General features: G+C 60.9%; 23 protein-coding genes. 11 read left to right on the top strand and 12 right to left on the bottom strand.

The features are described 5' to 3' along the window. Positions 1–119: 119 nt before the first annotated feature. From ACQKEN_RS13525 to ACQKEN_RS13535, 3 genes are all read right to left on the bottom strand, one after another. Positions 120–2,033, bottom strand: a complete 1,914-nt coding sequence (locus tag ACQKEN_RS13525; RefSeq protein ID WP_427686121.1) for a PhoX family protein — start codon at positions 2,031–2,033, stop codon at positions 120–122. A gap of 103 nt (positions 2,034–2,136) precedes the next feature. Next, a complete protein-coding gene (locus ACQKEN_RS13530; protein ID WP_427686123.1) occupies positions 2,137–2,901 on the bottom strand; it encodes a TOBE domain-containing protein in 765 nt (254 codons plus the stop codon). 91 nt (positions 2,902–2,992) lie between these two features. Beyond that, positions 2,993–3,727: a phosphoribosyltransferase family protein gene (locus ACQKEN_RS13535; RefSeq protein ID WP_427686125.1), complete on the bottom strand. Its 735-nt coding sequence runs from the start codon at positions 3,725–3,727 to the stop codon at positions 2,993–2,995. A gap of 110 nt (positions 3,728–3,837) precedes the next feature. Here ACQKEN_RS13535 and bioB point away from each other — a divergent pair, with 110 nt between their 5' ends. The 11 genes from bioB to ACQKEN_RS13590 all read left to right on the top strand — a co-directional run bounded on the left by bioB (position 3,838) and on the right by ACQKEN_RS13590 (position 15,980). Continuing rightward, a complete protein-coding gene (bioB, locus tag ACQKEN_RS13540) occupies positions 3,838–4,893 on the top strand; it encodes a biotin synthase BioB (RefSeq protein WP_427686127.1) in 1,056 nt (351 codons plus the stop codon). A gap of 31 nt (positions 4,894–4,924) precedes the next feature. After that, entirely contained in the window at positions 4,925–6,115 is a 1,191-nt protein-coding gene (bioF, locus tag ACQKEN_RS13545; RefSeq protein ID WP_427686129.1) for an 8-amino-7-oxononanoate synthase, read from the top strand. Further along, positions 6,108–6,839: an alpha/beta fold hydrolase gene (locus tag ACQKEN_RS13550; protein WP_427686131.1), complete on the top strand. Its 732-nt coding sequence runs from the start codon at positions 6,108–6,110 to the stop codon at positions 6,837–6,839. Before bioF ends, ACQKEN_RS13550 begins: the two co-directional genes overlap by 8 nt. After that, positions 6,832–7,680 carry a malonyl-ACP O-methyltransferase BioC gene (gene bioC / locus ACQKEN_RS13555; protein ID WP_427686133.1) on the top strand — a complete coding sequence of 283 codons (849 nt, stop codon included), beginning with the start codon at positions 6,832–6,834 and terminating at the stop codon, positions 7,678–7,680. Before ACQKEN_RS13550 ends, bioC begins: the two co-directional genes overlap by 8 nt. 85 nt (positions 7,681–7,765) lie before the next feature. Next, positions 7,766–8,446, top strand: a complete 681-nt coding sequence (bioD, locus tag ACQKEN_RS13560; protein ID WP_074886878.1) for a dethiobiotin synthase — start codon at positions 7,766–7,768, stop codon at positions 8,444–8,446. Between the two features lie 124 nt (positions 8,447–8,570). Further along, positions 8,571–8,867: a pyrroloquinoline quinone biosynthesis protein PqqE gene (locus ACQKEN_RS13565; RefSeq protein WP_427686135.1), complete on the top strand. Its 297-nt coding sequence runs from the start codon at positions 8,571–8,573 to the stop codon at positions 8,865–8,867. 347 nt (positions 8,868–9,214) lie between these two features. Next, positions 9,215–11,020, top strand: coding sequence for a phenylacyl-CoA dehydrogenase (locus ACQKEN_RS13570; RefSeq protein WP_427686137.1), 1,806 nt, complete (start codon positions 9,215–9,217; stop codon positions 11,018–11,020). 176 nt (positions 11,021–11,196) lie between these two features. Further along, a complete protein-coding gene (locus tag ACQKEN_RS13575; protein WP_427686139.1) occupies positions 11,197–12,492 on the top strand; it encodes a GGDEF domain-containing protein in 1,296 nt (431 codons plus the stop codon). A gap of 223 nt (positions 12,493–12,715) precedes the next feature. Next, entirely contained in the window at positions 12,716–14,494 is a 1,779-nt protein-coding gene (locus tag ACQKEN_RS13580) for an acyl-CoA dehydrogenase C-terminal domain-containing protein (RefSeq protein ID WP_427686141.1), read from the top strand. 372 nt (positions 14,495–14,866) lie between these two features. Next, entirely contained in the window at positions 14,867–15,028 is a 162-nt protein-coding gene (locus ACQKEN_RS13585) for a YqaE/Pmp3 family membrane protein (RefSeq protein WP_331100174.1), read from the top strand. Between the two features lie 85 nt (positions 15,029–15,113). Continuing rightward, positions 15,114–15,980, top strand: coding sequence for an EamA family transporter (locus ACQKEN_RS13590; RefSeq protein WP_427686143.1), 867 nt, complete (start codon positions 15,114–15,116; stop codon positions 15,978–15,980). A 226-nt stretch (positions 15,981–16,206) separates the two neighbouring features. Here the strand turns inward: ACQKEN_RS13590 and ACQKEN_RS13595 are convergent, their stop codons facing one another. The 9 genes from ACQKEN_RS13595 to ACQKEN_RS13635 form a co-directional block, all read right to left on the bottom strand. Beyond that, a complete protein-coding gene (locus ACQKEN_RS13595; protein WP_427686145.1) occupies positions 16,207–18,033 on the bottom strand; it encodes a S9 family peptidase in 1,827 nt (608 codons plus the stop codon). Next, positions 17,999–19,213: a pyrroloquinoline quinone biosynthesis protein PqqE gene (gene pqqE / locus ACQKEN_RS13600; RefSeq protein ID WP_427686147.1), complete on the bottom strand. Its 1,215-nt coding sequence runs from the start codon at positions 19,211–19,213 to the stop codon at positions 17,999–18,001. The genes ACQKEN_RS13595 and pqqE overlap by 35 nt, the downstream gene beginning before the upstream one ends. Continuing rightward, complete coding sequence (gene pqqD / locus ACQKEN_RS13605; protein ID WP_065991309.1) at positions 19,158–19,433, bottom strand: pyrroloquinoline quinone biosynthesis peptide chaperone PqqD; 276 nt, start codon at positions 19,431–19,433, stop codon at positions 19,158–19,160. The genes pqqE and pqqD overlap by 56 nt, the downstream gene beginning before the upstream one ends. Further along, a complete protein-coding gene (gene pqqC, locus ACQKEN_RS13610) occupies positions 19,430–20,185 on the bottom strand; it encodes a pyrroloquinoline-quinone synthase PqqC (protein WP_074886902.1) in 756 nt (251 codons plus the stop codon). The genes pqqD and pqqC overlap by 4 nt, the downstream gene beginning before the upstream one ends. A gap of 51 nt (positions 20,186–20,236) precedes the next feature. After that, positions 20,237–21,148, bottom strand: a complete 912-nt coding sequence (gene pqqB, locus ACQKEN_RS13615) for a pyrroloquinoline quinone biosynthesis protein PqqB (protein WP_427686150.1) — start codon at positions 21,146–21,148, stop codon at positions 20,237–20,239. Positions 21,149–21,242: 94 nt separating this feature from the next. Then, positions 21,243–21,314, bottom strand: a complete 72-nt coding sequence (gene pqqA / locus ACQKEN_RS13620) for a pyrroloquinoline quinone precursor peptide PqqA (protein ID WP_008365141.1) — start codon at positions 21,312–21,314, stop codon at positions 21,243–21,245. Between the two features lie 188 nt (positions 21,315–21,502). Next, a complete protein-coding gene (gene pqqF, locus ACQKEN_RS13625; RefSeq protein ID WP_427686152.1) occupies positions 21,503–23,866 on the bottom strand; it encodes a pyrroloquinoline quinone biosynthesis protein PqqF in 2,364 nt (787 codons plus the stop codon). Positions 23,867–23,959: 93 nt separating this feature from the next. Next, the gene (locus tag ACQKEN_RS13630) at positions 23,960–24,760 is read right to left on the bottom strand and encodes a carbon-nitrogen hydrolase family protein (RefSeq protein ID WP_427686154.1); all 801 of its coding nucleotides are present in this window, start codon (positions 24,758–24,760) and stop codon (positions 23,960–23,962) included. A 10-nt stretch (positions 24,761–24,770) separates the two neighbouring features. Then, positions 24,771–26,465 carry a flavin monoamine oxidase family protein gene (locus ACQKEN_RS13635; RefSeq protein WP_427686156.1) on the bottom strand — a complete coding sequence of 565 codons (1,695 nt, stop codon included), beginning with the start codon at positions 26,463–26,465 and terminating at the stop codon, positions 24,771–24,773. Between the last annotated feature and the right edge of the window lie 11 nt (positions 26,466–26,476).

A 26,476-nucleotide genomic window follows, 5' to 3' on the forward strand; every position in this document is an offset into this window, starting at 1 on the left:
CCAGTCATGGTACCTCAGGCGTGTTACACCTGACACAGCGCGTTACACCCGGTGCCTCTGATTCACTGGATTCCCCATCCCGCCGATGGCGTCCTTTCCGGGATGGGGAAGCGCTCGCGTTAGGCGCCGATCACCCCGCCATCCTCCCGCGTGATGACCATCACCGAGGACCTGGGCTTGCCATTCGGCAAGTGCTCGGGGAAGGTCGAGCCGCCGTTTTCGCCGGGGTGTTGAATGCCGACGAACAGCGCTCTCTGGTCGGGCGCGAAGCTGATGCCGGTGACTTCACACCCCACCGGGCCGACCATGAACCGGCGGATCTCGCCGCTTGCAGGGTCGGCGCACAGCATCTGGTTATTGCCCATGCCGGCGAAGTCGCCCGCATTGGTGGCGTCGCCGTCAGTGAGGATCCACAGCCGCCCGGCCGTGTCGAAACCCAGGCCGTCCGGGCTGTTGAACATGTTCTGCGGGGTGATATTGCTTGATCCACCCTGGGGCGTTCCTGCATGCACACCTGGATTGCCCGCGACCACAAACAAGTCCCATGCGAAATCCATGGCGGCTGCATCTGACCCGGTTTCCTGCCAGCGCAGAATCTGCCCGTACTGATTTTTCGCCCGGGGGTTCGGCCCGCCCACTGGCTGGCCTTCATCGCCGCGCTTGATGTTGTTGGTCAGTGTGCAATAGACCTGGCCGTCCTTGGGACTGACGACGATCCACTCGGGCCGGTCCATGCGCGTCGCTTTCACCTGACTTGCCGCCAGGCGCGCATGGATCAGCACTTCGGCCTGATTGGCGAACCCGCTGGCGGCGTCGATGCCGTTCTTGCCGTGGCTCAGCTCAATCCATTTGCCGTGGCCTTTCGGGTGATCGGGGTTGCTGTCGCCAGCGTCGAACTGCGCCACGTACAGCGTGCCGTGGTCGAGGATGTCGCGGTTGGCCTTGGGGTTTTTGTGATCGACCTTGTCCCGGCTGATGAACTTGTAGATGAATTCGCCGCGCTCATCGTCGCCCATGTACACCACGACGCGGCCGTCCTTGGTTTCGGTCAGCGCAGCGTTTTCATGCTTGAAGCGGCCCAGGGCGGTGCGTTTGACCGGTGTAGATTTCGGGTCGAACGGATCAATCTCCACCACCCAGCCATGGCGATTGGGTTCGTTAGGGTTTTTTGCGACGTCGAAACGCGGGTCGTGCAGGTGCCAATTCACTTCCTTGCTGGCAGCCGTCACACCATAGCGTTTGGTCGCGGCGTCGAAGGTCTGTGCCGGATCGCTGCTGCCGAAGCAGTCGGTGAAGTTCTCTTCGCAGGTCAGATAGGTGCCCCACGGCGTCTTGCCGTTGGCGCAGTTCTGGAACGTCCCGAGTACGTTCTTGCCGGTCTTGTCGGCGGCGGTTTTCAACCATTCGTGCCCGGCGGCCGGGCCACTCAGGTGAATCGGCGTGTTGCCGTGGATGCGCCGGTTGTATTTGGATCCTTGCACGAACGCCCATTGCTGACCGTCGCGCTTGACCTCAATCACCGACACACCTTCGCTGGCCTGGGCCTTGTGTACGTCTTCGGCGGACTGGGGGTCTTTGCCGTGATCGAACAGGTAGCGGTAATTGGTGTATTCGTTGTTGATAGCCATCAGTGCGCGGCTGGCGGTGTCGGGCTTGTCACCGGGGAAGGTAAACAGGCTCATGCCGTCATTGTTGTCGCCGAATTGCAGCTCCTGCATCTTCGCGGTGCCTTTGCCGCTGGGGTCAAAAGCCGGGCCGTTGGTGTGCAGCGGCTGGCCCCAACTGATCAGGACCGAGGAGCGATAACCGGGCGGCAGACTGATGCTGTCGGTGGTGGAGGAGGGGATGCTGTCGAAGCCGAGTAGCGTGCCATTGGCGGCGCTGACACTGGCGGCCATGACGCTGCGGCTGAGCAAGTTGCCGCCCAGGAACATCGCCGCGCCGCACAGGGCGCCCGCGCTGATGAACCCGCGTCGGGTCAGGCCAACCATGTTTTCGAGGTCGGTGGATTGGTTATCTTTTAATAGCGTCATCACGGGCTCCCTGCGGTTTAGGGCAAAACCCTATGCAGTTCGGATGACGTTATTGTGTCGGTCAGATGACGAGTCGGGCTTTGGTCTTTCGTGCAAACAGCGCTTACAGCGGCGTGCCGAGCAGAATGTTGGAGGGCGCAAACTGAACCTTCACAGCGCCGCCGGCCTTGAGTTGCAAGGCGTGCAGCCGGTCCGCGTCGACCACCGCGCAGAGGATCTGGTGACTGGGTAGAACGATTCTGACCTCGCTCGGGCCATCCTCGGCGTCGAGGATTTCCTCGATTTTGCCGATGAGGCAATTGTGTCCGATTGTTTCAGATTGGTCGGGCGTCAGTAGCTCCAGCCAGCCGGCCTTAATCAAGGCGAACACATCCGTGCCGATTTCGAGCCCCAGTCGCAAGGTGCTGTCGTGGGTGATCTGCGCCTCGATCGACAAACCGCCCGCGAGCTGCAACGTGATCATGTCGTTGCGGCCTTGGGAGCGGACGCCGCTGACCTGACCATGCAGCTGATTACGCGCGCTGGTGCGCAGCATCAAGCGGCTGAGCAGGGCCAGGTCATCGGACTCCTCCGAGGTTTCCAGCAACTGGGTCTGCAACGCTTGCAAGCGCTGATAAAGCCGCAGTACGCGCTCGCCTTCGGCGGACAATTTGGCGCCGCCGCCCCCTCGACCGCCGACACTGCGCTCGACCAGCGGTTGCTGTGCCAGATTGTTCAGCTCATCGATGGCGTCCCATGTCGCCTTGTAACTCAGCCCGGCGCTTTTCGCCGCACGGGTGATCGAACCCTGTTCGGCAATGTGCTGCAACAGCGCGATGCGGTGCGGGCGACGAACCATGTGCTGGGTGAGGGAAGGCGGTAGTGACATAGGGGTCGGATGCGCTGGAAGTGATGACGCCGGAGTGTAAGGCAAAACGCCTTGCTCCCCCATGCTGCGGATTTCTTAATCCGTCGGCCGCTTAGTCCCCAGGCTTCGGCGTTCTTGCCAGGCAATACACATCCACCGATTGGGCGCCGGCCTTGAGCAACAGTGCTGCCAGCGCATTCGCCGTGGAGCCTGTGGTCAGTACGTCATCAATCAGGGCGAGGTGCTTGCCGATAATCGGCGTGGCGTCCCCCAGTGCAAAGGCGGACGCCAGATTGCGCTTCCTGGCTTTTGCATCCAGGCCCTGCTGCGAAGGTGTTTCTTTCACACGGCGGATCACGCGCTCATCGACAGGCAGTCCCAGTCGAGCGCCGAGCCAGTTCGCCAACATCGCCGCCTGATTGAAGCCTCGCTGGCGCAACCTCTTTTTGGCAAGCGGCACCGGAATGAGACAGTCGGGTCGGCGCAGGCCTTCATCGAAACGATGCTGCAGGGTCTCGCCCAGCAGCTCCGCCAGCAGCCGGCCGAGGGGCCATTTGCCCTGATGCTTGAAACGTGTGACCAGCGCGTCGATCGGGAAGTCGTACAGCCACGGGGCGACGACGTCATTGAAAGCAGGAGCGTTGCGATTGCACGCCCCGCAGGTGAGGCCGGACATCGGCATGGGCAGTGCACAACGGTCGCACTGGTCAATGAGCCATGGGAGTTCGCGCTCACAGGGCATGCAGATCGGGGTACTTGAATCCGTTGATTCATCGCACAACAAACACGGCTGTACGTTTTCTAACCAGATGTAAACCTCATGCCCGTTATATGGTTGACAGCGCATGTCGCTTCCTTAAATATGCCGAACATCCGTGTTGCGCCTGTGGGCTATCCGGTTTTGCCGCTGGGCGAAGCCGCCCGGGTCATCGTCCAGAAAACATCAAGGAGCCGCCCATGAGCGCCAGCATCAATGCCAACCTGCGTCACGACTGGAATCTAGCCGAGGTCAAGGCGCTGTTCACACAGCCATTCAATGACCTGCTGTTTCAGGCGCAAACCGTGCACCGCGCTCACTTCGACGCCAACCGCGTGCAGGTCTCGACCCTGCTGTCGATCAAAACCGGCGCCTGCCCGGAAGACTGCAAGTACTGCCCGCAATCGGGCCACTACAACACCGGTCTGGAAAAAGAAAAGCTGATGCAGGTCCAGCAAGTGCTGGAAGAAGCCGCACGCGCCAAGGCCATTGGTTCGACCCGTTTCTGCATGGGCGCGGCGTGGAAACACCCGTCGGCCAAAGACATGCCCTACGTGCTGGAGATGGTCAAAGGCGTCAAGGCCATGGGCCTGGAAACCTGCATGACCCTGGGCAAGCTGGATCAGGACCAGACCCAGGCGCTGGCCGCCGCTGGCCTCGATTACTACAACCACAACCTCGACACGTCGCCGGATTTCTACACCAGCATCATCACCACCCGCACCTACAGCGATCGCCTGCAAACCTTGGCGTACGTGCGTGATTCGGGGATGAAGATATGCTCCGGCGGCATCCTGGGCATGGGTGAATCCCTGGACGACCGCGCCAATTTGCTGATCCAGCTGGCGAACCTGCCAGAGCATCCGGAATCCGTGCCAATCAACATGCTGGTCAAAGTCGCCGGCACGCCGCTGGAAAACGCCGAGGATATCGATCCGTTCGATTTCATCCGGATGCTGGCCGTCGCGCGCATCCTGATGCCGCAGTCCCACGTGCGCCTGTCCGCGGGCCGGGAAGCCATGAATGACCAGATGCAGGCCCTGGCGTTCTTCGCCGGCGCCAACTCGATCTTCTACGGCGACAAACTGCTGACCACCGCCAACCCGCAGTCCGACAAGGACATGCAGCTGTTCTCGCGTCTGGGCATCCAGCCAGAAACGCGCGAAGAACATTCGGACGAGGTCCATCAGGCAGCCATCGAACAAGCCTTGATCGAACAGAAAAGCAGCGAGCTGTTTTACGACGCGGCTGTTTGATTCTTCATCAGTGGCTTGACCCGAGGCCTGCATGTCTTTTGATCTGAACGCACGTCTCGCTGCCCGTCGTGCCGAGCACCTTTACCGTCAGCGGCCCTTGCTGCAAAGCCCGCAGGGCCCTGAAGTCATTGTCGACGGCAAGCCGCTGCTGGCGTTCTGCAACAACGATTACATGGGCTTGGCGAATCACCCTGAGGTTATCGCTGCGTGGCAAACCGGCGCCGAGCGTTGGGGCGTTGGCGGTGGTGCCTCGCATTTGGTGATCGGCCACAGCACGCCCCATCACGCTCTCGAAGAAGCCCTCGCCGAGTTCACCGGGCGGCCTCGCGCGTTGTTGTTTTCCAACGGCTACATGGCCAACCTCGGCACGGTCACTGCGTTGGTGGGGCAGGGCGACACGGTGCTGGAAGACCGCCTCAATCACGCTTCGTTGCTCGACGCCGGTTTGCTCAGCGGCGCGCGTTTTTCCCGCTATCTGCACAACGACTGCGACAGCCTCGCCAGCCGGTTGGACAAAGCGGTCGGTGACACCTTGGTGGTCACCGACGGCGTGTTCAGCATGGACGGCGACGTCGCTGACCTCCCCGCGTTGGCCAAGGTTGCTAAAGCCAAAAACGCGTGGCTGATGGTCGACGACGCCCATGGCTTCGGCCCACTGGGTGCAAACGGTGCAGGCATCGTCGAACACTTCGGCCTCGGCATTGATGACGTCCCGGTGCTGATCGGCACGCTGGGCAAATCCTTCGGCACGGCCGGCGCGTTCGTTGCGGGCAGCGAAGAGCTGATCGAAACGCTGATCCAGTTCGCCCGCCCCTACATCTACACCACCAGTCAGCCGCCGGCGCTGGCGTGCGCAACCCTGAAAAGCCTCGAACTGCTGCGCACCGAACACTGGCGGCGTGAGCACCTGGCAGCACTCATCAAGCAGTTTCGCGCCGGCGCTCAAGCCCTTGGCCTGGAGCTGATGGACAGTTTCACGCCCATTCAGCCCATCCTTATCGGCGACAGCGGGCGCGCCTTGCGGCTGTCACAGTTGCTGCGAGCGCGCGGCGTGATGGTCACCGCCATTCGGCCGCCGACGGTGCCTGCGGGCAGCGCGCGTTTACGCGTGACATTATCCGCCGCCCACAGCGAGGCGCAGGTGCAGCTATTGTTGCAGGCACTGGAGCAGTGTTATCCGCTGCTGGGCGTATACGACTCATCGGAGCTGGACCATGCGTGATCAGTTGATCCTGTTGCCGGGCTGGGGCCTTGGCGTCTCGCCGCTTGAACCGCTGGCGGCAGCGCTGCGAGGGCTCGACGAACATTTGCGGGTCGTGATCGAGCCTTTGCCGGACATGGACACCGACAACCTCGACGAATGGCTCGATGAGCTGGATTCGACATTGCCCGACAATGTCTGGCTGGGCGGTTGGTCCCTGGGCGGCATGCTGGCCACCGAACTGGCCGCGCGCAGGGGCGAGCGCTGCTGCGGACTGGCAACGTTCGCCAGCAACGTCTGCTTCGTGGCCCGCAGCGAATGGCCCAACGCAATGCCGCAAACGGATTTCGACGCGTTCATTGCCGGTTGCAAAGCCGACCTGGACGCAACGCTCAAGCGCTTCACTCTGTTATGTGTGCAAGGCGCCGAAGAACCACGGGCGCTGTCGAGACAACTCAAAGCCTGCGCGCCCCACGGCACCAGTGCTGGCTTGATCGAAGGCCTGAAGCTGCTTGAACAAATGGACACGCGCAAAGCGCTGCAAGCGTTTCGCGGCCCTCAATTGCACCTGTTCGGCGGTCTTGACGCGTTGGTGCCCGCTGAAGCATCGGCGGATCTGCTTACCCTCCAGCCTGACATCGAAGTTGGCGTGATCGAGCAGGCCAGTCACGCCTTCATTCTGGAAAACCCGCACGGCGTCGCCGCTGCAGTTCATGCGTTTTTACACGAGTCCGGTGATGACTGATCTTTCCCACTGCGCGGTGCTGAAAGCCGTGAAACAGCAACAGGTTAATGGGCAGCAGGCACTGCCGGACAAGCGTCAGGTGGCGGCGTCCTTCTCGAAGGCGGCGGTCAGCTACGACAGCGTGGCCGACTTGCAGCGCGCCGTCGGCGCCGAATTGATGACGCGGTTGCCGGCCCTGGCGCCGTCCCGCTGGCTGGACCTGGGCAGCGGCACCGGTTGTTTCAGCCGCGCGCTGGCGCAGAGGTTTGCGCAAAGCGAAGGCGTTGCGCTCGACCTCGCCGAAGGCATGCTGCGTTATGCACGTCCTTTAGGTGGTGCCACTCATTACGTGGCAGGCGACGCGGAGAATCTTCCGCTGCGCGACGCCAGCGTTGATCTGATGTTCTCCAGTCTGGCAGTGCAGTGGTGCCCGGATTTTTCCGCGGTGCTGAGCGAGGCGGGCCGTGTGCTGAAACCGGGCGGCGTGTTCGCCTTCGCCAGCCTGTGCGTCGGGACTTTGTTTGAACTGCGCGACAGCTGGCAAGCGGTGGACGGCATGGTCCACGTCAACCGCTTCCGCGAGCGCGAGGCGTATCAACGCCTCTGCACTACCAGCGGTTTGGACGTGCGCAGCTTCGAAGTCCTGCCCCACGTCTTGCACTATCCCGACGTGCGCAGCCTGACTCACGAACTCAAGGCGCTGGGCGCGCACAACATCAACCCGGGTCGCCCGGGCGGCCTGACTGGCCGCGCCAGGATTCAGGCCTTGATGAATGCATACGAAAGGTTTCGTCAGGAAAAAGGCCTGCCCGCCACCTATCAGGTGGTGTACGCCGTTCTGGCGAAACCCGGCATTGATTAAAGAATGAGCTATTGAGTCAGTCCGTTCCACGGGCGCTATAGTAAGCAGGCAATAGTTTGAAATATCTGAACGGATGGTCGCCACGATGAGCGCTGCGTATTTCATCACGGGAACCGATACCGACGTTGGCAAGACCACCATCGCCACGGGGCTTCTGTACGCGGCGCGGCAGTCGGGGTTGAGCACGGCGGCGGGCAAGCCGGTGGCTTCAGGCTGCGACGTCAAACCCAAGGGGCTGCGCAACTCCGACGCCGTCGCCTTGCGCGCCGAATGTTCGATCCAGCTGACCTACAACGAGGTCAATCCGGTGGCCTTCGAGCCCGCGATCGCGCCCCATCTGGCCGCGCGGGAAGCGGGAGTCGCCCTGACCGTGCAGTCCTTGCTCGGGCCGATGCAGCATATCCTCGACAAGCAGGCTGACTTCACGCTGATCGAAGGCGCCGGCGGCTGGCGCGTTCCGCTGGCCGATCAAGCCAATCTGTCTGACCTGGCCATCGCGCTCAAACTGCCGGTGATTCTGGTGGTGGGCGTGCGCCTGGGTTGCATCAGCCATGCGTTGCTGTCAGCCGAAGCCATTGCCAATGACGGTCTGCAACTGGCGGGCTGGGTGGCGAATATCATCGATCCCAAAACGTCACGGCTTGAAGAAAACCTCGCCACGCTGGCTGAGCGTCTGCCGGCGCCATGCTTGGGTCGAGTGCCGTTCATGAAGAAGGCGACGGCGGAAATGATTGCCGAGCATCTGCATCTTGAGTTGCTGGACTAACCGTTAGGGCGTCGCCGAGTGTGAGGCGCGTCACAAGGCGCAATGCCACTAGTCGAATGGCAGAGTAATCCGCGCGCTTTGCTGCTTTAATCACGCTGTTCGCTATGAACAGAGGATCGTGCTCATGCAAATCTCACTGAACAACACGCTGTACCCAGGCCTTGGCGCAATGCAGGTCGGGCAGAACCGTGTCGATCAGGCTGCGACGCAACTGGCCAGCCCTGCGACTGAAGTGTCCGGACGCAGTCAGTCTTCGGATTTCCAGCTTGAGCGCCTTCGCTCCGTCGATCGCCCGCAACGCTCAGACATGGCCACCAATGTGGTTGAACTGACCCAGGGCCGGATTCAAGTTCAGGCTGGCGTTAAGGTCGAAAAAGCCAGCGATGAAATGCTTGGCACGCTGATCGACACCTTCGCCTGATCCTCCTCCCTTCGTGCGCTACGGCGCACGTCGCTGGATGCTCCTCCTCTCCTGAATAACGCCTCATTCACGCGCCCATCCCTCGAGCGCTGTGGCCCGCTTCCTCCCAACCCTCTCTAGACTCAACGCACCGGTCTGAACCGCCTGGCGTCGGACAAGCACGCCCGCGCGTTGCCCTTGTCAGGTGATGAAAGGTGCAGGGCGTCGCTTGACAAGGTATAGGCGTAAACGTATGTTTCAAACACCTGTTTGATCGCCGCGTGATCCCAAACGCCGGCGCCGGGGCAACGCCCCACAGTGACCACACGGTCATCCAATTCCAGGATTCACCAGCAGAGGTTATCGCTATGCCTGACTACAAGGCCCCCTTGCGTGATATTCGCTTCGTCCGTGACGAGCTGCTCGGCTACGAAGCGCACTATCAGAGTCTGCCAGCATGCCAGGACGCCACGCCTGACATGGTTGACGCCATTCTCGAGGAAGGCGCCAAGTTTTGTGAGCAGGTCCTGGCCCCGCTGAACCGTGTGGGTGACACCGAAGGCTGCACCTGGAGCGAGTCCGGCGTTAAAACGCCGACCGGTTTCAAGGAAGCCTACAAGCAGTTCGTCGAAGGCGGCTGGCCGAGCCTGGCCCACGACGTCGCCCATGGCGGTCAGGGTCTGCCTGAGTCGCTGGGTCTGGCGGTCAGTGAAATGGTCGGCGAAGCCAACTGGTCGTGGGGCATGTACCCGGGCCTGTCCCATGGCGCGATGAACACCATCTCCGAGCACGGCACCCCTGAACAGCAGGACGCTTACCTGACCAAGCTGGTCTCGGGCGAGTGGACCGGCACCATGTGCCTGACCGAACCTCACTGTGGCACCGACCTGGGCATGCTGCGCACCAAGGCCGAGCCTCAGGCTGACGGTTCGTACAAAGTGTCCGGCACCAAGATTTTCATTTCCGCTGGTGAACACGACATGGCCGATAACATCGTCCACATCGTGCTGGCCCGCCTGCCCGATGCACCTGCCGGCACCAAAGGCATTTCCCTGTTCATCGTGCCGAAGTTCGTGCCGGCCGCTGATGGCAGCGTCGGCGAGCGCAACGCTGTGAATTGCGGTTCGCTGGAACACAAGATGGGCATCCACGGTAACGCCACCTGCGTGATGAACTTCGACGGCGCCACCGGTTTCCTGATCGGCCCGCCGAACAAGGGCCTGAACTGCATGTTCACGTTCATGAACACCGCACGTCTGGGCACTGCACTGCAAGGTCTGGCCCACGCCGAGATCGGTTTCCAGGGCGGTCTGAAATACGCCCGCGAGCGTCTTCAGATGCGTTCGCTAACCGGACCGAAAGCGCCGGAAAAAGCCGCTGACCCGATCATCGTTCACCCGGACGTACGTCGCATGCTGCTGACCATGAAGGCCTTCGCCGAGGGTACTCGTGCGATGGTGTATTTCACCGCCAAGCAGGTCGATATCGCCAAGTACAGCGACGACGCCGAAGCCAAGAAGCAAGCTGACGGCCTGCTGGCGTTCATGACGCCGATCGCCAAGGCGTTCATGACCGAAGTCGGTTTCGAAGCCGCTAACCACGGCGTGCAGGTCTACGGCGGCCACGGCTTCATCGCCGAGTGGGGCATGGAGCAGAACGTGCGCGACGCCCGTATTGCCATGCTGTACGAAGGCACCACGGGTATTCAGGCACTCGACCTGCTGGGCCGTAAAGTGCTGATGACTCAGGGCGAGGCGCTCAAGGGCTTCACCAAGATCGTCCACAAGTTCTGCCAGTCCCAGGAAGGCAACGAAGCGATCAGCGAATTCGTGACGCCGCTCGCTGCGCTGAACAAAGAATGGGGCGAACTGACCATGAAGGTCGGCATGGCGGCCATGAAAGACCGTGAAGAAGTCGGTGCCGCTTCGGTGGATTACCTGATGTATTCCGGTTATGCGTGCCTGGCGTACTTCTGGGCTGACATGGCCCGTGTTGCAGCCGAGAAACTGGCGGCGGGCACCAGCGAAGAAGCCTTCTACACCGCCAAGCTGCAGACGGCGCGCTTCTACTTCCAGCGCATCCTGCCGCGCACCCGCACTCACGTGGCAACCATGCTGTCGGGCGCGAGCAACCTGATGGACATGCACGAAGAGCACTTCGGCCTGGCTTACTAAGTCACCGCAGGGCCTGACTTAAAGCCGCTTGCCCTTACGGACAAGCGGCTTTTTTGTGCCTGCCGATTTTTGCTTCAAGGTCATGCACATTCTCCTCATCCTATGCATGTCGCGGCCGATACAGGCACAATGCCATTTAATCAGCACTCGCATCATTCGGTGAGGAGATAGTCCTTTTGCTGCGCCCCTCTGCCGCACGGCTCAGTCACTTTTTACCCTCTCTGGCCCTGCTGATTGCCGGACTGGCAGCCGCGTACGTGAAAGACCTTAACGTCTTCTTCACCTCACTTTTCAACGTGCTGCCCACGCTGGTGCTGTTGCTGGGCGGCGCGTATTGCGGTGTGTACAAGCGACAGCGTGAACTGTTTCTGATGATCACGGTGTACATCGCCTATTTCCTGCTCGATACACAGACCGACTACTACCGCGATAACGGAAAAGTCCGAGAGGACGCCGCCGTGGTGTTTCACCTGTGTTGCCTCTTGCTACCAGTCATGTTTGGCCTGTTTGCCGCATGGGAAGAGCGGACCCACCTGTTTCAGGACCTTGTCGCCCGGCTGGCCGTGCTGGTTGCTGTCGGCAGCGTCGCCCTGGGCCTCGAACAGAGCTTCCCCGCCGGGCTGCTGGCCTGGCTGGCCGACATCCGCTGGCCGGCGCTGCATGGCGAGTGGATGAGCCTGATCCAGTTGTCCTACGTCACCTTTCTGATCGCGTTTGCCGTGCTCATCACGCAGTACCTGTATAAGCCGCGCCCCCTGCATGCGGCTCAACTGGTGGGGTTGCTCGGGATGTTCTGGGCGTTACCCAAAACCTTCATCCTGCCGTTCACCCTAAACATTATGTGCAGCCAGGTGATGTTGATGATTGCGGCGGCGGTCGCGCACGAGGCCTATCAAATGGCCTTCCGCGACGAACTGACCGGGCTGCCAGGTCGACGTGCACTCAATGAACGGATGCAGCGACTCGGCCGCAATTACGTGCTGGCGATGAGCGACGTGGATCATTTCAAGAAATTCAACGACATCCATGGCCACGATGTCGGCGATCAGGTGCTGCGTCTGGTGGCGAGCAAACTGTCGAAGATCACCAATGGCGGCGGGCGCGCCTATCGCTATGGCGGTGAAGAGTTCGCCATCGTGTTTGCCGGCAAAACCCTGGAAGAGTGCATGCCACACCTTGAGGCTATTCGCGAAAGCATTGCCAGTTATCAGATTCAGCTGCGCAATCAGGACAATCGTCCGAATGATGACCTGCAAGGGCGTCAGCGTCGGGCGGGGTCCCAGGCTTCAGCGGTGTCGGTGACCGTGAGCATCGGCGTGGCCGAGCGTCTGCCGGAGCACCGCAATCCGGAAGAAGTCCTCAAATCCGCCGACCAGGCGCTGTATGCCGCCAAAGGCGCCGGGCGTAACTGCGTCATCAGTCATGCGCAGACCAGCAAACGCGGCGCCGTCCGAATGGCCGCTGCCGGCTAAGACGTACTCATTTTGTGCTGTAGGCAAACGCACTTTGGTGCGTGCACCGGCATTTGTATGGCTACGAATGGGTCGTGACCAGATATCCATTAATAGTCACGCGTTGACCCTATGTGTCGCAAATGGTGTTCATGTACACTCGTTCCACTGACACATCGGCGCCGCAATATCCCTGCTGTGGCGCTCCTCCCCCGAGTTCTTTGCCGCTGAAACGAGGTTTGCCATGGCTGACTACAAAGCGCCCTTGCGCGATATGCGCTTCGTCCTCAATGAAGTGTTCGAAGTCTCCCGACTTTGGGCCACGCTGCCCGAATTGTCCGAAACCGTGGACGCCGAGACCGTCGAGGCGATTCTCGAAGAAGCGGGCAAAGTCACTGGCAGATCCGTTGCACCGCTGAGCCGCGCGGCCGATGAAGAAGGCTGCCACTGGAAAGACACCGTCGTCACCACCCCGGCAGGCTTCGTTCAGGCTTACAAGACGTACGCTGAAGGTGGCTGGGTCGGCGTCGGCGGCAACCCCGAGTTCGGCGGCATGGGCATGCCCAAAGCGGTGTCTGCTCAGGTCGAAGAGATGGTCAATTCCGCAAGCCTGGCATTCGGGCTGTACCCGATGCTGACGTCCGGCGCCTGCGTTTCGATCAACAACCACGCCAGCGAGGCGTTGAAGGCCAAGTACCTGCCGAACATGTACGCCGGGGTATGGGCCGGTTCGATGTGCCTGACCGAAGCCCACGCCGGCACCGACCTCGGGATTATCCGCACGAAAGCGGAGCCCCAGGCCGATGGGTCATACAAGGTCAGCGGCACGAAAATCTTCATCACCGGCGGCGAACACGACCTCACCGAGAACATCATCCACTTGGTGCTGGCCAAGCTGCCTGACGCACCGGCAGGGCCGAAGGGCATTTCGCTGTTCCTCGTGCCGAAGATCATGGTCAATGACGATGGCAGTCTCGGTGAGCGCAACACGGTGTTCTGCGGGTCCATCGAACACAAGATGGGCATTCAGGCCTCGGCCACCTGCGTGATGAATTTCGATCAAGCCGCAGGCTATTTGATCGGCGAGCCTAATAAAGGCCTCGCGGCGATGTTCACCATGATGAATTACGAGCGTCTGGGCGTCGGCATTCAGGGCCTCGCGTCCGGCGAGCGCTCGTATCAGAACGCGATCGAGTACGCCCGCGACCGACTGCAAAGCCGGGCCCCGACGGGCGCGCAGTCCAAAGACACCATCGCTGACCCGATCATCGTTCACCCCGATGTGCGTCGCATGCTGCTGACCATGAAGGCGCTGAACGAAGGCGGTCGCGCGTTCTCCACGTATGTGGCCCTGCAACTGGACACCGCCAAGTACAGCGAAGACGCCAACGTGCGTCAGCGCGCCGATGCGTTGGTTGCGCTGCTGACGCCTGTTGCCAAGGCCTTCCTCACCGACATGGGCCTGGACACCACCGTGCACGGTCAGCAGGTGTTCGGCGGTCACGGCTACATTCGCGAGTGGGGTCAGGAGCAACTGGTTCGTGACGTGCGCATCACCCAGATCTACGAAGGCACCAACGGCATTCAGGCGCTGGACCTGATGGGCCGTAAGGTTGTCGCCAGTGGCGGGGCGTATTACAAGCTGTTCTCTGACGAAGTTCGTCAATTCATCGCTTCATCCGACAGCTCGCAAGCCGAGTTCACCAAGCCGTTGGCCGCCGCCCTGACCACGCTGGACGAGATGACCGACTGGGTACTGGACCGGGCCCGTAGCAACCCGAACGAAATCGGTGCCGCGTCCGTCGAGTATCTGCATGCATTCGGATACACGGCCTACGCCTACATGTGGGCGATGATGGCAAAAGCCGCGTGGGGCAAAGAAGCTCAGGAGGACTTCTACGCCGGCAAACTGGGTACTGCGCGTTTCTACTTCGCGCGTCTGCTGCCGCGGATTCAGTCCCTTTCGGCTTCCGTCAAGGCAGGGAGTGAGTCCCTGTACCTATTGGAGGCGTCACAGTTCTGACACTCAGAAAGTCGTGTAAGCATTTGCTTACACGACGTGGTGGCATTCGGCTCTATCGCTCCAGTGGATCCAAGTTTAATCTACTCACATGGACGTAGCGCAGGACGCGCAACAGATAACAGGGACACGTAAGGGATTGCCTGCCAGGATGGCGGGAAGAAATGGAAGTCATGGGAAACAGTCTGGAAAACCTCGCTTAGGCGGGGTTTTCTTTTTTCTGCGTCCTGGAAAAATCCTGCGCCGTCGGGCGCTTCGCGTGGTGCGCCTGCGGGAAGGTCATGGCTTGATGATATGTGTCGCGGAACCCCTGTAACGGCCCAAGGTCGATTAGCTGTGCGGCCCCCATTGGGCCATTAAACAGGAGCTCCACCCATGGACATCATTCGCATCATCATCGCCATCCTGCTGCCACCCCTGGGCGTGTTCCTGCAAGTGGGCCTCGCTGGCGCCTTCTGGCTGAACATCCTGCTGACCCTGCTGGGTTACATCCCGGGGATCATCCATGCGATCTACATCATTGTCAGTCGCAAGTAACCCGATCCGGTCAACAGCGCGCTTCCTGTCTCAGGTCAGCTGACGTAGAGTCCGACGTCGGACTTTATGATCAGGAAGGTCAGGGATGGACGTTGTTTTGGGATTGCTCGCCGCTCTGTTCTGGGGCGGCACAGATTTTCTGGTAGGGCTCAATGCCCGTGCGGTAGGGGTCAAGCGAGCGGTTTACTTCGGTCAGGCGCTTGGCTTTCTGATCATGTGCACGCTCTTGTTGAGCTATCCGGCCTTCATCTCCAAATCATTATCTGCCCCTTGGCCTGTATGGCTTCTAGTTGTCCTGGCCTCGGTTTTCACGGTGAGTGGAGCCTTGGCGTTATCCAAGGCGTTCTCGCTCGGCAAAGCTTCAATTGTGGCTCCACTGGTGACGTCGTACGGCGTATTCACCACGCTATTGTCGTGGGCGAGCGGCGAGCAGATATCGCTGACGCAACTGTCGTTGATTGCTTTGTGTGTGCTGGGGGTTGTTTTGTCGAGCATCACGTCTGGCGAAGATTCCAGAGCGAAAAAGCACAATCGCCAAGCGATTGGTTACGCACTGGGCGCCGCCTTGCTGTACGGGTCGAGCTTCTGGATGCAGGGTCGCTACACGTTGCCAGCATTGGGGCCCGTCACGATGCTTTGGCTGGGGTATCTGGTCGGCCTCGCCGTTTTGTCGCCGATGATTTTACGAATGAAAGATGCCCTGAAGCTGCCGCCTGTACGCGCCGGGGTAACCCTTGTGGCAGCGAGCCTGCTGAACCTGGGTGGATTCTCCGCGTTCTCGTATGGCGTGATGGTGGGATCGGTTTCGGTGGTCACCGTCATCAGCACCCTTTCAGGGGGGATCGCCGCCGTGCTTGGCTTCCTGTTCTTCAAAGAGCGGCTCAGCACCATTCAGGTCTGCGGGGTGGGGCTGGTATTGATCGGTGCCGTGGCGCTGCACGTGTATGGATGACTGAATGTGTTCGTTGTTTCAGAGGGGCCACAGGTTCAAATCAAACAGGGCAGCATCTTTGGCCGCTGATAATTCCAGGGCCAAATGCAATGAGTAGGAGCCGGCTTGCTGGCGAATGCGTCATGTAAGACGCTGCAGTGTCGTCTGGACACGCGGTTCGCCAGCAAGCCGGCTCCTACGGATGTGGGGCGGCCATCAACACTCGGAACGGCAAATGCCTGACGCCTCAACCATCAATCACCTTCCGATAAAACGCCCACTCGGTTTCCAGTGCATGGGCCAGGTTGGCGGCTTTGCGGAAGCCATGGCGTTCGTCAGGGTAGAAATGCCCTTCCGCCGGGATGCCGTTTTCCAGTAAGGCATTGAGCATGTCGCGGGTCTGGGCGGGGACGACCACGGCGTCGAGTTCGCCCTGGAAGAAGATCACCGGGACCTTGATCTGATCGGCATGCAGCAGCGGCGTACGCGCCCGATATCGCGCCATGTCGACGTCGGGGTCGCCGATCAGCCAGTCCAGGTAGTCTGCTTCGAACTTATGCGTGGCTTCCGCCAGCGCCAGCGGGTCGCTCACCCCATACAGGCTCGCGCCCGCGCGGAACACATCCTTGAAAGCCAATGCGCACAGCGTCGTATAGCCACCGGCACTGCCCCCGCGAATGAATGCGTTTTCTGGATCGATCAGGCCCTGGTTGCCCAGGTATTCAACCACTGCGCAGGCGTCTTCGACATCGACAACGCCCCACTCCAGAAACAGTGCCTGGCGATAGGCGCGGCCATAACCGGTGCTGCCGCGGTAGTTGAGGTCGGCGACGGCAAAGCCCCGCTGCGTCCAGAACTGAATGCGCGGGTCCAGCGCGGGGTAGCAGGCGGAGGTCGGGCCGCCGTGGATAAACACCACCAGCGGGGGCTTTTCGTCGCCATTCATCGCTGGATAAAAATACCCGTGGGCTTCGCTCGAGCCGCTTGGATAACGCAAGGTTTGCGGCTGGCTGATGCGCTCGACGGGGAGCGGGCTCACGCCGCCGGCCAATACCTGAACGTGCTTGTCAGCACGCCCGATGGCAATCACCGCAGAGGGGCTGACGGGCGACGCCGCGATGCAATAGAGGTAGTCCGCGTCCACCGCGAGGCTTCTGAAACGGCTGTAATCGCCGCTGAAATCTTCAACTGAATCCTGCGCCGAGCGCACGCCGAGCAGGCCTTTACCGTCTTCGAACCAGGCGGCGAGGTACGCGCCGTCGCCGAGCGGCGCCCAAGTCGACGCGCCCAGTTGCCACGGCGCCGAAGCGTGGTCGGCAGGGGCGGCAGGCAGTGCTTCAAAACCATCCAGCGTCTCAACCCACGGCTGCCAGAAGCCGGCGCGGTCAGTCAGGCAATACAATCGGCCCGTTTCATCAAAGCGAGGTTGCTGCAGCGATTCCAGACCCAATCCGCCCGCGAGACAGTGCGGCCGGCCCCAGGCAAGATCCGCCTGGCGTTCGACGCTCATGAGTCGCGTGGATGTCCACGGCTGATGGGGCCTCCACCACTCTATCCATACCAGGCGATTGCCATCCGGGCTGACGGTGGGCGATGCATAAAAGTCGGCGCCCTCGGCCAGCACATGGCGGCGGCCGTCGGCGACGTCGAAGGCGACCAGTCGATGGGTATCCTTATCCTCCTCGACCGCCAGAATCTGCCCACGCGCATAGCGGACGTCTCCGAAGAGTTTGTCGCCCTGGGTCAGGGGATGAGGGGTTTGAGCGTCGAAGGGCTGGAGGTAAATCTGCTGGTCCGCCTCATTGACGAACACCACAGCATGGTCGGTCAAACAGAACGACCCGCCGCCATACTCATACACCCGGCTGCGCACGCTGAAACCTTCGGGGGTCAGGCAAGCAGTTGCGCCGTCGTGCCAGCGCCAGATGCGCGTCGCGGCATCTTGCGGGCGGAATTCACTCCAGAAAAGCCCCGCAGGGCTGACGCTGAGTTCGGCGAAATCAGTACCTGCCGCCACAGCCTGGGCGGCAGAAAGAAGGTCAGGACTTGGCGATGAGGCGTGAGTTTCGTTCATTGCGGAAGGCCAGTTGCTCGATGGTCTGGCTAGCATACTCGGCTTCATCACGCGCCTGGGTGATCAAGTGGTGCTGCGGCGATTTGCTGCACACCGGGTCCGTGTTGCTCGCATCGCCGGTGAGCATGAACGCCTGACAACGGCAGCCACCGAAGTCTTTTTCCTTCTCGTCGCAGGAACGGCAAGGCTCTGGCATCCACTCGTAACCGCGAAAGCGATTGAAGCCGAACGACTCGTACCAGATGTGCTGCATCGTGTGATCGCGCACATTGGGGAACTGGATCGGCATCTGGCGCGCCCCATGGCAGGGCAGCGCAGTACCATCCGGCGTCACGGTCAGAAACAGATTGCCCCAGCCGTTCATGCAGGCTTTTGGGCGCTCTTCGTAGTAATCGGGGGTGACGAAGATCAGCTTCACCGGGTGGTTCTCAGCGGCGAGCTTGACCCGGTATTCGTTGGTGATGCGTTCGGCGCGCACGAGCTGGTCTTTGGTCGGCAGCAAGCCCACACGATTCAGGTGCGCCCAGCCGTAGAACTGACAGGTCGCCAGCTCCACGAAGTCAGCTTCCAGTGCCACGCAGAGCTCGATGATCTTGTCGATCTTGTCGATGTTGTGCCGATGGGTCACGAAGTTGAGGACCATCGGGTAGCCATGCTTTTTCACGGCGCGGGCCATTTCCAGCTTTTGCGCGAAAGCCTTCTTCGACCCGGCGAGCATGTTGTTCACTTGCTCGTCGCTGGCCTGGAAACTGATCTGGATGTGGTCCAGCCCGGCTTCCTTGAAGTCGATGATCTTCTGCTCGGTCAGGCCGATGCCGGAGGTGATCAGGTTGGTGTAGAAACCCAGCCGACGCGCTTCGGCGATCAGCTCGGCCAAGTCCTGACGCACCAGCGGCTCGCCACCCGAGAAGCCGATCTGCGCCGCGCCCATTTGCCGGGCTTCGGCCATGACTTTGAACCACTGCTCGGTGCTCAGCTCCTGGCCCTGCTTGGCAAAATCCAGCGGGTTGGAGCAATACGGGCACTGCAACGGGCAGCGATAGGTCAGCTCGGCGAGCAGCCACAGCGGCAACCCGACCGGGGGCGTGGGCGGAATGTAGATGTCGGACGGGGTGTTCACTGAGTCAGGCAAATTCGATCCAGAGTTCTGCACGGGCGACCTCCATGAATTGCTCGACATCAGTGCCGAGCTCGGGAACGCCGGGGAATTTTTCGTCAAGCAACGCAATGATCGCGCCGACGCTGCGCTGACCATCGATCAGGCCGCCAATCGCGCTCGCGCTGTCATTGAGCTTGATCATGCCCTCGGGGTAGAGCAGCACGTGGCCGTTTTGCGCGGGCTCGAACTGGAAACGATAACCGCGGCGCCAACTGGGTACCTGTTCGCGATTGAAGCTCATAGGGCGATTCCTTTGTGCCAGACGCGTTGGTCGGTCACGCTGTGATAGGGCGGGCGATTCAGCTCGTACGCCATGCTCATGGCATCGAGCATGCTCCACAAAATGTCGAGTTTGAACTGCAGAATTTCCAGCATGCGCTCCTGGCCTTCCCGCGTGGTGTAGTGCTGCAGCGTGATCGCCAGACCATGCTCGACGTCGCGGCGGGCCTGACCCAGGCGGGTGCGGAAGTATTCGTAGCCGGTCGGGTCGATCCATGGATAGTGCTGCGGCCAGCTGTCCAGACGCGACTGATGGATCTGCGGCGCAAACAGCTCGGTCAGCGAACTGCTCGCCGCTTCCTGCCAGTTGGCGCGCCGGGCGAAGTTGACATAGGCATCGACGGCAAATCGTACGCCGGGCAGGACGAGCTCCTGCGAGCGCAACTGGTCGGGGTCCAGTCCCACGGCCTGACCCAGACGCAACCAGGCCTCAATACCGCCGTCTTCACCGGGCGCGCCGTCATGGTCGAGCAAGCGCTGAATCCACTCGCGGCGGATCTCCCGGTCCGGGCAGTTGGCCAGAATCGCAGCGTCCTTCAGCGGGATATTCACCTGATAGTAGAACCGGTTGGCGACCCAGCCCTGAATCTGCTCGCGGGTCGCGCGCCCTTCATACATCGCCACATGGAAAGGGTGATAGATGTGGTAATACGCGCCCTTGGCGCGCAGGGCCTGTTCGAATTCAGCGGGGGACAGCGGCGTTGCATCGCTCATGTCGGCACTCTTCCTGACGAATGTGGGGCGCGGTTTACTGAAAGTGCTTTCCTACAGCTCGATGCTCATCCCATCGAACGCCACTTCGACGTTACGTCGCGCCAGTTCAGCGCGCTCGGGCGAGTCTTCGTCGAGGATCGGATTGGTGTTGTTGATGTGAATAAGCACCTTGCGCTGTTGCGGCAGCTTCTCCAGCACTTCAAGCATGCCGCCGGGGCCGTTTTGCGCCAGATGACCCATCTCCGTACCCGTGCGGGTGCCCACGCCACGGCGCTGCATTTCGTCGTCATCCCACATCGTGCCGTCGACCAGCAGGCAGTCGGCGCCGCTCATTTTCTCCATGAGGGCATCGTCGACTTTGCCCAGGCCCGGCGCGTAGAACAGTTTGCCGCCGGTGCTCAGGTCCTCGACCATCAGGCCGATGTTATCGCCCGGGTGTGGATCGAATCGGTGTGGCGAGTAGGGCGGTGCCGCGCTGCGCAGTGGAAATGGCGTAAAGCGCAGATTCGGGCAGGCCGGAATGACAAAGCTGCCCTCCAGCTCGATGCGATTCCAGGCCAGGCCGCCGTTCCAGTGTGTGAGCATGTTGAACAGCGGGAAACCCGTGCTCAAGTCCTCGTGGACCATGTCCGTGCACCAGACCTGATGCGGGCAGCCTTCACGCAGGCTCAGAAGCCCGGTGGTGTGGTCGATCTGGCTGTCCATCAGAATGATCGCGCTGATCCCGGTATCGCGCAGGCCGCGATTGGGCTGCATCGGGGCAAAACCCTGAAGCTGTGCGCGGATGTCGGGAGAGGCGTTGCACAAGATCCAGTTCACACCGTCGTCCGACAGCGCGATGGACGACTGGGTGCGCGCGTGCGCCCGCAAGCTGCCGTCGCGAAAGCCTGCGCAATTGGCGCAGTTGCAGTTCCACTGAGGGAAACCACCGCCGGCGGCGGAACCGAGAATCTGGATGTGCATGTAAACCCCGTAGCGACGGACCAGTCCGGCCCTGAATTCAGAATCGCGTTAATAAAAAAGCCCCGGCGAACCGAGGCTTCTCACCGCGCAACAATCAACGGCTTGCGAAGTACATGGTGACTTCAAAGCCGATACGCAGATCAGTGTAAGCAGGTTTAGTCCACATAATTGACTCCTTCTGGGTTAGTGCAGCGGTGGGTGAGTACATTCGTTAGTGCTCCTGCGAGCGGAGACGTTCAAATGCTTAGGGGCCTATGTTACTAAAATTATCGGAAGGCCAATGATGAAATATCCGATAAAGATCCTTGCACAACGGGCAATGATCACCTGTATGCGGGCCGTGACCGAAGCGGGCTAGAGCGGGCTGGAACGGTTCGACAGGCAGAGTCTGGGGCTGTCGGGCTGGGCCAGCCGATGAGCGGTTTCGAGCAGAGCGGCTTGCTGAAGATGTGCAAGGGAATGTTGCAGGCGGGCGCTGTAGTCGCTGCCGTGTCCCGCCAGATGCGCTTGCCAGAGCAGATCGGCCGCTTGCGGATGCTCCATGTCAGCCGTTTCGAGCTGATCCTGCAGGGTTTGTACTTGGGCGGGTAAGTCTGCGGCGTTGATCAATGTCGGCAGACCCTCGATGAAGGCCTCGATATGCGCAACGAGTTGCTCCGCGCTCGCGCTGGGCGATTGCACGCCGAACAACAGACCGCCCTGGCCAGCGATCTGTCGGAAACCGCTGAAAACGGCGTAACCCAACTGCAACTCGACCCGTAGGCGCTGGTAGAACGGGGCCTGCAACAGCTGTGCGAAGAGTCGCCACGTGGCCTCATCGTGGAGAGAATCGGATGGCGTCGGATAGAACATCAACAGCGCAACTTCGGCAGATTCTGACGGTTCAACTTCCCAACGCGTTCCGGAAGCCCGAAGTGTCGCGTGCGTTGAATGCCCCGGGAAACCGGGGATAAGCCGAGCGGCGTGGCTTAACCCATTTCGCGCTAAGGGTGTAAAGCCCGTGGCAAACCCTGTCCAACTGGCCTCAGCCCACACGCGCTGCAGATTGTCAGTCTGTTGGGGGACTGAGTTGTTCAAATAATGATCAGGTAAGGTCTTCAACAGCTGACGTATCGGGATGAGGGCCGGTTCATTATCTGGCGCACTGTAGCGCGCCAGGGTTTGCGCAGCCGGCTGGCCGAGCAGACGCACCGCCTGTTCCAGCACGGCGGTCAACGGTTCCGCCAAGCCTGAGGCTTTCAATTGCCAGAACCTGCCGTAAGAACTGAATGCCAGCGTGACCCCCGCTTGATTGGCCTGAGCAGCCAGTGGTTTCAAGCTTTCACCCAGCACTCGTGCAAGCGTTGGTTGCGCCGTGGCAAGCGTCCATCGCACGTACACCGCGGCCTCGCCGTTTGCTGGCAACGCGTCGCTGAATGTCAGCGCAGGCAAGTGCGAGGTCGGCGCAGTGGCTGGCGCTGTCTGCTTGAGAAATGGATTGGGTTTGGGCAGGCGCCAATGGACGCTTGAGGCCTCGTACGCCGAAGACTCGCCTTGCGCCTGCAACAGCGTCTGTGGTGTGAGCTGGCTGAGCAGTGCGTTGACCGCGTCTACCGAAAGACCCGCCTTATCAGGTTCAGCGCTGAAATACCGCGCCAGCGACAGCGCACCACTGGCGGACAGGCGCCTTTGTTCCAGCCGCGCGGATTCTTCGAGCAACGGGCGGTAATGGGATTTGAAGAAGGCGAGCCAGCTGAAGACCATTGCTGACACGTGCGCTGACGCGTCGGGTGCCTTCGCGGCCAATGCGATCTCAATGTCGATGACTGCCTGGCCGGCAAACTCATACATGACCTCGGCCTTCAGCGATTCAATCAAGCCTCGGTCACGCAGCTCCGTCACCAGCCCGCCCCCTTGCGCGTCATTCATCCAGGTGCAGAGAAACGCCGCGGCCTGCTCCTGCCCTACCGGTAAGCCTTCGCACGCGAACGTCAGATGCATCCGACGCTGATCAGCCTCACCGATTGGCTTCGGTTCATCAGTGAGCAGCGCAGGTGGTCTCTGCTGCTCAACCCGGCTGCCTTGAGCGAAATACCCGCCAGATTGCGCTGCAAGTTCCCCCAGCTCATCCAGCGACTGAGGCCCCGCGAGGCTCAACGTCATCTGTCCGGCCTGATAGAACCGTCGATAGAAATCCTGCAGCGCATGCTGAAATGCCTGACGCGGAACCGGGAGACTGAATCGATTGCCTGCATGAAACCCGCGCAGGGGATGAAAGGCCGACAAGGGCTGCAGACGTTTCAGCCCATCACGAGAGGCATCGTCCCGCGACCAGGCGATGAATTCCGCGTGCAGCACCTCCCTTTCTCGTAGCTGATCGGCAATCGTCATACGGGGATGGGCGAGCATTTCGCACAGCCGCTCAAGACCGTCGAGGAACACGGCGCGCGGCAGCTCGAAGAAAAAGTCGGTGGTGCGCTCGCGCGTGCTGGCGTTCACCTGCCCGCCATGACGCTGCACGAATGCCATCAGCTTTTCGTCGTCCGCAAAGCGCTCGGTGCCGAGAAAGAACAGATGCTCGAGAAAATGCGCCAGCCCCGGCCAGCGGGCCGACACGTCATGACTGCCTGCCGCCACCCGCAATGCCGCGGCGCAACGCTTTAAACGTGAGGCCGAAAAAAGCACCACGTTCAAGCCATTGGGCAGGGTGAGTGATCGTCGGCTGATGTCGTTGGGCATGGCGCTTGTGATGTTTGATGACTGAGCGGCCATGCTAGCGGATAACGAGCGTGCAGGGTGGGGCGTGCTCAGTGCCGACGCTGGGCGATTACCCTAGGGTTTACCCAGACCGGAATAAAAGCCCGGCCGGCGATCCTTGAAATACGTATTGATCGCCTGAGATTCGCTCATCGATTCACGATCCAGATCCGCAATCACCAGTGCCTCATCCTGACCGGCAAGCCCGATTTGCCGACCGTCTGGCGCACAGATGCTGCTCAAACCGCAGTAATGGATCTCGCCCTCACTGCCGCAGTAATTGGCATACACCAGGTAGCACTGGTTCTCGAAGGCGCGGGCTCGCACGGTGACTTCCGCGACGAAATCGTAGGGCGCCATGTTGGCAGTCGGTACGAGAATCAGGTCTGCGCCGGCCAATGCGAGACGCCGCGTATTCTCGGGAAACTCGACGTCGTAGCAGATCAAAAAGCCGAGCTTCCAGTCCTCGAATTCCACCACCGGAAAGTGCTCATCGCCCGCGCTGAACATCGCGTTGTCAAGGTCGCCATACAGATGGGTCTTACGGTAGTTGCAGAGCGGCACGCCTTGCGCGTCGATCAACTGCACGGCGTTGTAAACCTGATCGTCGCCGCTCAACTCCGGGTAACCGTACAAAATCGCGACGCCCGTGGCCTGAGCGATCTCGGCAATCTTCAGCGCAGCCGGACCGTCGCTCGCTTGCGCCAACTCCCGCGCGGCGTTAGCACCGATGTTGTAGCCGCTGAGAAACATCTCCGGAAAGACCAGCAGCGCCGCACCCTGCGCCGATGCCTCGATTGCCTGAGCTTCCAGGCGCATAAGATTGGCGCTGACATCCAGCGGCAGAGGCGGGCATTGGTAGAGAGCGACGCGCATAGAGGCTTCCTTATTCCGGCAAAACGATCGGGCCGATCTCGTGGAACACGTCACCCGGGCCCGGGTTCTCGGCGTGAGTCTTGCCGCCGAAGTGGGTCATGATGCCCCACACCGCGTTCAGCGAAGTCTGCACGGCGCCTTCGACCCAGGCGGGTGTCCAGGACACATCGTCACCGGCGATGAAAATGCCCCGTTGCTCGTCAGGCATGTCCTTCTGCATGAAGTGCGCGTACATCCGCTGGTTATAGCGATAGTGGCCCGGCAGCGCGCCTTTGAAGGCGCCGAGGAAGTGTGGGTCAGATTCCCACGACACGGTGATCGGGTCTCCGATGACGCGCGCGGCGATATCGACCTTCGGGTAGATCTTTTTCAGCGCGCCAAGCGCCAGGCTGACGCGTTTTTCCACCGGGTGAGGCAGCATTTTCAGCGCGTCGCTCATCCACGAGTAGGACAGGCAAATCACCCCCGGCTTCTCGACGCCGTTGGAATAGGTGCCGTTGTCGAACAGGTAAGTGCCACGGGTCAGGCGATCAGTGAGAGTCATGCTCATAAGGTCGCGGCCGGTCTCCGGGTCTTTGTCCTTCCAGAACGGCCGGTCGACCATGACGAAGGTTTTCGACGCCTGCATGTAGCGCGTGCGGTCCAGTGCCATCCACATCTTCTGCGAGAACAGCGATTCTTCGCACTCGATCTGGGTGGTCAGCAACCAAGTTTGGCACGTGGCCAGAACCGCATCGTAATGGCGAACGTCACCCAGATTGTCGGTGACCGCGAACTGGCCGTTGGCGGCCCGGCTGATGCCCTTGACCCCCGTGCGCGGGGCGCCCCGGTGAAGCGTCGACAGGCTGGTGCCCTCGGGCCAATGCGCGCACCGCTCAGGGGCGTGGCGCCAGATGCCGATGGGTACTTGCCCGACGCCGCCGACGATCAGGTGCTGGTGATCGTCGCAGTTGGTCATGACCACCCGGAAGATCTCCAGCATCGAGTTCGGGAAGTCCGAGTCCCAGCCACCGGTGCCGAAACCGACTTGACCAAACACTTCGCGGTGATAGAACGACAGTTTGGCGAAGGCTTTGGACGTGGCGACGAAATCATAGAACGTGCGGTCGTCCCACAACGGCACCAGCTTGTCCCACAACTCTTTAAGCCGAGGCACGTCGCGGTCGCGGATAGCTTGCTGAATGTCGGCAAACTGCGAGCCGTCCTCCAGCGCGTCGGCCCAGGCGTCGGCGACTTCCTGAAACAGCGCAGGCAAGTCCGACAGTTTCTGTGCGTAGTGGGTGCTGCCTTCCAGGTCAATCACCGTGCTGCCGGACGCAGCCGTTAGCGGGTTAGGGAAGGGTTTGGATTCCAAGCCGAGCTTGTCGACGTAGTGATAAAACGCGGTGGAGGAGACAGGGAAGCGCATGCCGCCCAGCTCGGCGATGATGCCTTCAGCGCCTTCGAACTGTTGCGAACGCAGACGGCCGCCCATTTTGGAGGCTTCATAAACGACGGGTTTGAGGCCCAGCTTCATCAGCTCATAAGCCGCCACCAGGCCCGCGATGCCTGCGCCGACGATCGCCACCTCTTTGCCGAAGTTTTCCGTCGGAATGCTGCCCAGGCCCGCCGGGTGTTCAATCCAGTCATCGAAGGCAAACGGGAAGTCCGGGCCGAAAATGGTGATCGGTTTCTTTCCGTTGGCAGGGTGGCGATTGTTCTTCATGACTGACCTTG

This window comes from Pseudomonas sp. NPDC078416, from assembly GCF_050268485.1.
Classification (GTDB): Bacteria; Pseudomonadota; Gammaproteobacteria; order Pseudomonadales; family Pseudomonadaceae; genus Aquipseudomonas.

Excerpts from the sequence above, each read along its gene's own strand:
- pqqE (WP_427686147.1), bottom strand. The coding sequence starts at position 19,213 with ATGTCGAGCAATTCATGGAGGTCGCCCGTGCAGAACTCTGGATCGAAT.
- bioC (WP_427686133.1), top strand. The coding sequence starts at position 6,832 with ATGACTGATCTTTCCCACTGCGCGGTGCTGAAAGCCGTGAAACAGCAA.
- ACQKEN_RS13525 (WP_427686121.1), bottom strand. The coding sequence starts at position 2,033 with ATGACGCTATTAAAAGATAACCAATCCACCGACCTCGAAAACATGGTT.
- ACQKEN_RS13630 (WP_427686154.1), bottom strand. The coding sequence starts at position 24,760 with ATGCGCGTCGCTCTCTACCAATGCCCGCCTCTGCCGCTGGATGTCAGC.
- bioD (WP_074886878.1), top strand. The coding sequence starts at position 7,766 with ATGAGCGCTGCGTATTTCATCACGGGAACCGATACCGACGTTGGCAAG.
- bioB (WP_427686127.1), top strand. The coding sequence starts at position 3,838 with ATGAGCGCCAGCATCAATGCCAACCTGCGTCACGACTGGAATCTAGCC.
- pqqC (WP_074886902.1), bottom strand. The coding sequence starts at position 20,185 with ATGAGCGATGCAACGCCGCTGTCCCCCGCTGAATTCGAACAGGCCCTG.
- ACQKEN_RS13565 (WP_427686135.1), top strand. The coding sequence starts at position 8,571 with ATGCAAATCTCACTGAACAACACGCTGTACCCAGGCCTTGGCGCAATG.
- ACQKEN_RS13585 (WP_331100174.1), top strand. The coding sequence starts at position 14,867 with ATGGACATCATTCGCATCATCATCGCCATCCTGCTGCCACCCCTGGGC.
- ACQKEN_RS13635 (WP_427686156.1), bottom strand. The coding sequence starts at position 26,465 with ATGAAGAACAATCGCCACCCTGCCAACGGAAAGAAACCGATCACCATT.
- pqqD (WP_065991309.1), bottom strand. The coding sequence starts at position 19,433 with ATGAGCTTCAATCGCGAACAGGTACCCAGTTGGCGCCGCGGTTATCGT.
- ACQKEN_RS13590 (WP_427686143.1), top strand. The coding sequence starts at position 15,114 with ATGGACGTTGTTTTGGGATTGCTCGCCGCTCTGTTCTGGGGCGGCACA.
- ACQKEN_RS13580 (WP_427686141.1), top strand. The coding sequence starts at position 12,716 with ATGGCTGACTACAAAGCGCCCTTGCGCGATATGCGCTTCGTCCTCAAT.
- bioF (WP_427686129.1), top strand. The coding sequence starts at position 4,925 with ATGTCTTTTGATCTGAACGCACGTCTCGCTGCCCGTCGTGCCGAGCAC.
- ACQKEN_RS13530 (WP_427686123.1), bottom strand. The coding sequence starts at position 2,901 with ATGTCACTACCGCCTTCCCTCACCCAGCACATGGTTCGTCGCCCGCAC.
- pqqB (WP_427686150.1), bottom strand. The coding sequence starts at position 21,148 with ATGCACATCCAGATTCTCGGTTCCGCCGCCGGCGGTGGTTTCCCTCAG.
- ACQKEN_RS13535 (WP_427686125.1), bottom strand. The coding sequence starts at position 3,727 with ATGCGCTGTCAACCATATAACGGGCATGAGGTTTACATCTGGTTAGAA.
- ACQKEN_RS13570 (WP_427686137.1), top strand. The coding sequence starts at position 9,215 with ATGCCTGACTACAAGGCCCCCTTGCGTGATATTCGCTTCGTCCGTGAC.
- pqqF (WP_427686152.1), bottom strand. The coding sequence starts at position 23,866 with ATGCCCAACGACATCAGCCGACGATCACTCACCCTGCCCAATGGCTTG.
- ACQKEN_RS13550 (WP_427686131.1), top strand. The coding sequence starts at position 6,108 with ATGCGTGATCAGTTGATCCTGTTGCCGGGCTGGGGCCTTGGCGTCTCG.
- ACQKEN_RS13595 (WP_427686145.1), bottom strand. The coding sequence starts at position 18,033 with ATGAACGAAACTCACGCCTCATCGCCAAGTCCTGACCTTCTTTCTGCC.